Below are 7,239 nucleotides of genomic sequence, written 5' to 3' on the forward strand. Positions count from 1 at the left end.
GAGTACGGCGAAAATAGCCGCACTCTTCAGCACGATTTTTTATGACTGGAAATAACCGTGGAACGTCGACAACAATTTTCTCACACTCCTTTACCCTATTTGCTGTTAGCTCCGCAAATGGTGATTATCGCGATTTTCTTTCTCTATCCGGCCGCAAAAGCGATTTATCTTTCCTTTATGCTGGAAGACCCGTGGGGAATGTCCTCTACTTTTATTGGCTTTGAAAACTATCAGATGCTGTTTCAATCCCATGAATATTTGAAATCGCTGAGCTTCACTTTACTGTTTTCTATCGTGGTCTCCTTTTTATCACTCGCCATCGCTCTGCTACTGGCGGTCAAAGCAGATAACATCATTCATGGTCAAGGAGCGTACAAGGTTAGCTTAACTTGGGTTTATGCCGTCGCTCCTGCGATAGCCGGAATTATCGGTGGTTTTTTGTTTAACCCCCACATTGGCCTATTAACGGATCTTTTTGCGATGTTTGGATGGCAATTTAGCCTGCAAACCAATCCGTTTGATGCAACCTTCGCATTGATTTTGGTTTCCGTATGGAAACAGGTCTCCGTCAATTTCATCTACTTTCTCGCCGGATTACAGTCCATTTCTTATGCCGTTAAAGAAGCCTCAACACTCGATTGCGTCAGTGATGCCAAACGCTTTTGGACCATTACTTTTCCTTTGCTTGCCCCAACCGGATTTTTTCTCTTAGTGATTAACCTCACCTATGCCTTTTTCGATACGTTCGGCGTGATCGATACCATGACCAACGGCGGGCCAGGAGGTTCAACAACGTCTTTGGTTTATAAGGTATACCGTGATGGATTTGTTGGGGCGGATTTAGGCGGCAGTTCAGCACAATCTGTGATCTTATTACTGCTCGTTCTCGGGCTGACGTTTATCCAGTTCCGTGTGGTTGAAAAACGTGTTCATTATTAAGGTTTTATATCCAAGGAAGCAAAATGAAAAGTAATAACCTATTCGATCACTTAATTTTGATCACCGGAGCCTTATTTATGCTAGTGCCAATCTGGCTCATTTTTGCCAGCTCGACTCATCATCCCAACACCATCATCAGTGAAGGTTTGCAGTGGGGAATGGGCGATCAATTTTTGGCTATTTATAAAGAAGCGTGGCACAAAAGCCACGGATTTTCGGGCAATATTACCGCGCAATCGATGATCACCAATTCGATGATCATGGGGCTGGGTTTTGCGATCGGGAAAATTTTGGTTTCGATGATCGCGGCTTACGCTTTGGTCTATTTCCGGCTGCCTTATGCCAGCTTCTGGTTTTGGCTTATTTTTGTCACACTTTTATTACCGTTAGAAGTGCGAATCATCCCCTCTTATGAAGTCGTTTCAAGCCTAGGAATGCTCAATAGTTATACAGGGCTTATCTTGCCTTTGATTGCCTCGGCTACTGCAACCTTTTTCTTTCGTCAGTTTTTTAAAACGATTCCAGATGAATTGATGGAGGCAGCGCAGCTCGATAATGCTGGACCGATTCGTTTCTTCATCGACGTATTACTGCCGCTATCGAAAACCATGATCGCCGCCATTTTCATCATTATGTTTGTCGTAGGATGGAACCAGTATTTATGGCCCATCATGATGACCACCGATGAGCAATACAACACCATCGTGATGGGCATTAAACAAATTCTCAATAATATTAATGAAACTCGTTTACCACGTTATGACTACGCGTTCGCCATGGTGATTTTAGCCATGCTGCCGCCGGTATTCGTCGTGGTCATTTTCCAACGCTGGTTTGTTAAAGGATTAGTCGAAAGTGAAAAATAACTCTATGCATTTAGTCACCCCAACCTCACCACAAAAACTGGACAATGTTATGTTGGATATCAGACAGTTAGTCAAAACCTATGAAAATGGTCATCAAGCAGTTAAAGGCGTTGATTTGTCAATTAATGAGGGCGAATTCATCGTTTTAGTTGGACCATCAGGTTGTGGTAAATCGTCAATTCTACGTTCGATTGCAGGACTTGAGTCGATCAACGGGGGAGAAATCCATCTAGCCGATCGCCGAGTGGATAACGAAAAACCTGCGCTACGTGATATTGCGATGGTATTTCAAAACTACGCTCTTTATCCTCATATGAGCGTTTACGATAACTTGGCGTATGGCTTAAAAAATCGTGGGGTGGATAAAAAATCCATCGCTGAAAAAATTAATCACGTCGCTAAAACCCTCAAAATTGAAGAGTATTTAGATCGCAAACCCGCCAAACTGTCTGGTGGTCAACGTCAACGTGTCGCAATGGGACGCGCGATTGTCCGCGATCCGCAGCTGTTTTTATTTGATGAGCCACTATCCAACCTCGATGCGGCGTTACGCGCGCATATGCGCTTAGAGATAAAAAAACTGCAACGCAAACTCGGGGTGACCAGTGTCTATGTCACCCACGATCAAGTAGAAGCGATGACATTAGCCGATCGCATTGTGGTCTTAAACCAAGGAAAAATTGAACAAGTCGGTCGCCCAAAAGAAGTTTACCACCAACCGGCGAGTACCTTTGTGGCGAGTTTTATTGGTAGCCCAGCGATGAACTTTATCCCCGCAACACTCGATAACGGCTATTTACAGGTTGGTCATCAAAAAATTTATCTACCGCACTATCAACAACTCAGCGCTCCATCATTAACCCTAGGTATTCGTCCTGAGCATGCTGGTCTTTCGAGCAGTGAAAACGCTCTGAATTTACGCTTACAAATCAGTGTCGTTGAACCACTTGGTCCCAATCAATTGGTGCATGGAAAAATCGCTGGGTTAACTCAACTCAGCGATTTTATTGCGGTAACACCTGAAATGAATGTAGATATTGATCAAACACTTAACCTATCGATCAACATAGATAACCTGCATCTGTTTGATGAACAAGGGAAGCGCTTATGCCCTACCTCATTAGCTCAGCGAGCTATCGCTTAATCATCCTAAGTTAAACGCTTCACTCAGCGGCAGCTTTCCGGTGCGGCTGAGTGAAAATCAGCTCGCTCACGCAGCGTATTGGTAATACGCATGATGTTTGGATAAAGGCTCATATCAACGGCAAAGCGCTCCGCGTTATACACTTGAGGTATCAGGCAGATATCCGCCAGAGAAAGTGCATCGCCGATACAATATTGCCCTGCACTTATAGTCAGCTTTTCTTCAATGGCGCGAAAACCTACCGCTATCCAATGTTGATACCACTGCGTTTTTTTGGGCTCATCCACAGCAAGGTTTTGTGATAAATATTGTAAAACCCTTAGGTTATTTAATGGATGAATATCCATTGCAATATCATGAGCTAGCGACAACACACGGTATTTTGCCTCACCTGAGACAGGAATAAGACGCGGCTTCGGGTAATGATCATCAAGATATTCAATAATCGCCAGTGATTGATTAAGAACGAAATCGCCATCAACTAACACTGGCACTAATTCACTCGCATTAAGCTGATGAAATACCTCGCTGTGTTGCTCACCACCTTGAGCGATGAGATCAACCGGAAACTGTTGATAACTCAGTTGCTTAATTTCTAAAGCCAGACGCACCCGATACGTTGCCGATGAGCGCCAGTAGCCGTATAATTTCAGCTCACTCATCATCTATCTCCCTGATTCAATCACCGTTTGTTCAATACGACCAAATACGCTATTACCTTGATGATCGAGCATCTCAAGTTTTATCGTATCACCGACCTGCATAAAAGCGGTGCTGGGTTGCCCATCACGAATGGTTTCAATCATTCGTAACTCGGCAATACACGAATAACCGACACCCCCTTCACCGATTGAACTTCCGTACTCCGTGCCTTGCTTATTTGAGACGGTACCAGAACCAATAATCGTGCCACTGCATAAAGGGCGAGATTTCGCTGCATGGGCAATCAACTGAGGAAAATCAAAGGTCATATCGACCCCTGCATTCGGACAGCCAAACAACTGACCGTTAAAAGTCGACAATAATGGTAAAGATAACTTAGCGCCGTCCCATGCGCCGTTAAGTTCATCAGGAGTCACTGCCACCGGAGAAAAAGCTGAGCTTGGTTTCGATTGGAAAAAGCCAAAACCTTTGGCTAATTCATTGGGAATTAACCCTCGTAGAGAGACATCATTCACCAGCATGACTAAGCGAATATGTTGCCCTGCCTGCTCCGCTGTGATCCCCATAGGGACATCATCGGTGATGACAGCCACCTCAGCTTCAAAATCTAATCCCCATTGGGGATCAACAAGTGGGATAGGTTCGTGTGGCCCCAGAAAACTGTCCGATCCCCCTTGATACATCAGCGGATCAGTCCAAAAACTCTCTGGCAATTCGGCTCCACGAGCACGTCGAACTAACTGAACATGGTTGACATAAGCTGAGCCATCTGCCCATTGAAATGCCCTTGGTAACGGCGAGGCGCAGTGATGTTCTGCAAACGGTACGGTATGAGTAAGCTGGCCGGCATTTAAAGCTTGGGAGATCTCTTGTAACGGCCCTTCCACTTTTTGCCAATTATCGAGTGCTTGTTGGAGTGTTGAAGCGAGGTGGTCAACAACCACACAGCGCTGTAAATCTCGACTGACAACCACTAATTGACCATCCCGTGTGTCATTTTTTAACGTCGCTAACTTCATGGCGTATCCTTGTGCTCTTTCCAGCTATAAACGTACTGAGGATTTTCTACTTCTTTAACCGCGTCACTAAATTGCAGGGCGTGGCGGGTATCAATCATTACCGCCACTTCATCGGTAAACGTTTTGCTGTTTTTTAATCCGGCTTGAAACGCTTTCGGATGAGGGCCATGAGTAAAGCCCGCAGGGTGAAAAGTCACCATCCCAGCTTCAATATTATCGCGACTGAAAAAGTCACCCGCGTGATAAAACAGCACTTCATCATAATCGTCATTGTTGTGATAAAACGGTACTTTTAGCGCACCAGGGTCACTTTCAATCGGTCTTGGCACAAACGTACAGACCACAAATCCTTGCCCAACAAAGGTGGTATGTGCAGAGGGCGGTAGATGATAACGATGGGACATTAGTGGTCGAATATCTCGCCAATTGAGCCTCAGCACCGCCAGATCGCCATGCCACCCTACCGCATCTAGGGGATTAAAAGGATAGGTAATCACACTCACTTGATCGTGCCGTTTAACTTCAACGTGCGTGGTGCGCTCTGAGTACTGTGCTTGAAAACGTGCATTGATGCTCGGCACTTCAAGCACCGCCGGGTCAAACAGAGCGTGCTGACCAACAATGCCTTTTTCTGGTAAGGCATAAGCGGCATCCGTATTCTCGATCATCAACAAAAACAGCGGTTCATTAGGGTCTAAACGCCAAGTCGTTGAGCGCGGAATTAACACATAATCCCCTTCATGAATCGTCATATGGCCATAATCACAAAACAGCTCGGCACTGCCTTTATGAACAAATAATAATTCATCGCCATCCGCATTACGCACCAATTGGGTCATTGGTTGGCTAAGCTGCCAGACCCGGATTTTCACCTCTTGGTTATGCAGCAAATGAGGAACAGACCAAGGGGATAATTGTTCAGAGTGGCTCAAGTGGTTTAAATTAAATGCTCTTGGCCGTAAATCGCCCTGCCATTCGGTCCATGCGGTGGGGGGATGCTGATGATGAAAGTGACTCGCAGCGCCAAAAAAGCCACTGCGCCCAGCTTCTCGCTCATAGATCGCTTGCTCAGGAAAATCCGCATGAGCCTGTTTCGAAAACACCCCTTCGCGATGAGGAAACGTAAACGGTTTATGCATCATCTAGCACTCCACGACGAATTTGATCTTCTTCTATCGATTCAAACAAGGCTTTGAAGTTACCTTCGCCAAAACCTTGATTGCCTTTGCGCTGAATAATTTCAAAAAAGACTGGACCAATAACGGTTTGGGTAAATATTTGCAGTAAAATACCATCTTTGAGTGGCGCACCATCAATCAATACCCGCAATTCGCGTAACTCATCAACGGATTCATGATGACCGGGAACGCGCGAATTGATTTTCTCATAGTAGGTATCTGGGGTTGGCATAAACTCCATACCTTGCGCTCGCAACGTACGCACAGTGTGATAAATATCGGTGGTACTCAAGGCAATATGCTGAATCCCTTCGCCATTGTATTCACGTAAAAACTCTTCAATTTGTGACTTATCATCACGCGATTCATTGATTGGAATACGAATTTTTCCACATGGTGAGGTCATTGCACGGCTAACCAAGCCAGTCAATTTCCCTTCAATATCAAAATATCGAATCTCTTTAAAGTTCGCCAACTGTTCATAAAAACCAGCCCACTTATCCATATTGCCTTGTTTTACGTTATGAGTAAGATGATCGATTTCACATAAACCAACCTGCTTTTGTTGCAAACGCTGCTCTGCATCATCGTAAAACAAGAAGTCAACATCATAGATACTTTTATCACCATAGCGGTCAACAAAGTACAACAAACTGTCACCGATGCCATAAATCGCTGGAATGCTTAATTCCATCGGTCCTATTTCACCTTGATAAGCTGCGGCTCCACAACTTAAGGCATGTTGTAATGCCCCTGCTGCATCTTTAACCCGAAATGCCATTCCACACACCGATGGGCCATGCAGCTTTGCAAAATCAGCCGCTTGACTATGAGGTTGAGCATTGATGATGAAATTGATATCCCCTTGACGATATAGCCAAGCTTGTTTAGAGCGGTGTTTCGCGATTTCAGCAAAACCTAAAGAAGTGAACAGCTGTTTTAGTGCGTCAATCCCCTGTGCATCCGCTGCCGTGTATTCAACAAACTCAAAACCATCGGTACCAAGAGGGTTACTTATTGATGTCATGTCTAGGTTTCCTTTATAGGGTCGAAATCTCTATTAACCATGGCACGATTCAATAAAGTCGCAACGATCAGCAGATACCTATCTCCCTCTCTAAAAAACACCAAAAATGTAACACTTTTATTACATTAAACAACCATAATCCGTTTACGTCCTCAGTGTCTCATCAATGTAGTAGTCATTTTGCAGGTAAACATGCTTCGAAAGAGCAGAGTTTAGTGAGTATAAATATTTATACAGGTGTAAAAAATGAAGTAGTTAACGGTCGATTAAACCTAATGAAGAGTTATTTTTTTAATGTCGTCTTAATGCCACCAACGAATAACCGATTGGCGAAATCAATGACTGAATACTACTTTTAATTAATGAGGTTATATGTCCGCATAAAAAAACGATATCTTCGATG

7 protein-coding genes are annotated in these 7,239 nt (G+C 44.3%); 3 read left to right on the plus strand and 4 right to left on the minus strand.

The features are described 5' to 3' along the window. The first annotated feature begins 57 nt into the window (after nt 1-57). Genes CAG60_RS05150 through ugpC form a run of 3 tightly spaced genes read left to right on the plus strand, consistent with a single transcriptional unit; the run spans nt 58 to nt 2,949 of the window. Nucleotides 58-939, plus strand: a complete 882-nt coding sequence (locus CAG60_RS05150; RefSeq protein ID WP_004395223.1) for an ABC transporter permease subunit — start codon at nt 58-60, stop codon at nt 937-939. Between the two features lie 23 nt (nt 940-962). Continuing rightward, nucleotides 963-1,805, plus strand: a complete 843-nt coding sequence (gene ugpE / locus CAG60_RS05155) for a sn-glycerol-3-phosphate ABC transporter permease UgpE (protein WP_158138483.1) — start codon at nt 963-965, stop codon at nt 1,803-1,805. A 49-nt stretch (nt 1,806-1,854) separates the two neighbouring features. Further along, on the plus strand, nt 1,855-2,949 hold the full coding sequence (gene ugpC / locus CAG60_RS05160; RefSeq protein ID WP_202598520.1) for a sn-glycerol-3-phosphate ABC transporter ATP-binding protein UgpC: 1,095 nt from the start codon (nt 1,855-1,857) through the stop codon (nt 2,947-2,949). A gap of 23 nt (nt 2,950-2,972) precedes the next feature. Here ugpC and maiA read toward each other — a convergent pair whose 3' ends face one another. The 4 genes from maiA to hppD are packed head-to-tail and all read right to left on the minus strand — an operon-like array spanning nt 2,973 to nt 6,836. Beyond that, nucleotides 2,973-3,611, minus strand: coding sequence for a maleylacetoacetate isomerase (gene maiA, locus CAG60_RS05165; RefSeq protein ID WP_161438441.1), 639 nt, complete (start codon nt 3,609-3,611; stop codon nt 2,973-2,975). A gap of 3 nt (nt 3,612-3,614) precedes the next feature. Next, nucleotides 3,615-4,631 carry a fumarylacetoacetate hydrolase family protein gene (locus CAG60_RS05170; RefSeq protein ID WP_158143855.1) on the minus strand — a complete coding sequence of 339 codons (1,017 nt, stop codon included), beginning with the start codon at nt 4,629-4,631 and terminating at the stop codon, nt 3,615-3,617. Beyond that, nucleotides 4,628-5,770: a homogentisate 1,2-dioxygenase gene (locus CAG60_RS05175; RefSeq protein ID WP_161438442.1), complete on the minus strand. Its 1,143-nt coding sequence runs from the start codon at nt 5,768-5,770 to the stop codon at nt 4,628-4,630. Before CAG60_RS05175 ends, CAG60_RS05170 begins: the two co-directional genes overlap by 4 nt. Beyond that, nucleotides 5,763-6,836, minus strand: a complete 1,074-nt coding sequence (hppD, locus tag CAG60_RS05180; protein WP_161426072.1) for a 4-hydroxyphenylpyruvate dioxygenase — start codon at nt 6,834-6,836, stop codon at nt 5,763-5,765. Before hppD ends, CAG60_RS05175 begins: the two co-directional genes overlap by 8 nt. Between the last annotated feature and the right edge of the window lie 403 nt (nt 6,837-7,239).

Origin of the sequence: Vibrio sp. V33_P6A3T137 (genome assembly GCF_009904835.1) — a bacterium.
In the GTDB taxonomy this organism is placed as follows: domain Bacteria; phylum Pseudomonadota; class Gammaproteobacteria; order Enterobacterales; family Vibrionaceae; genus Vibrio; species Vibrio metschnikovii.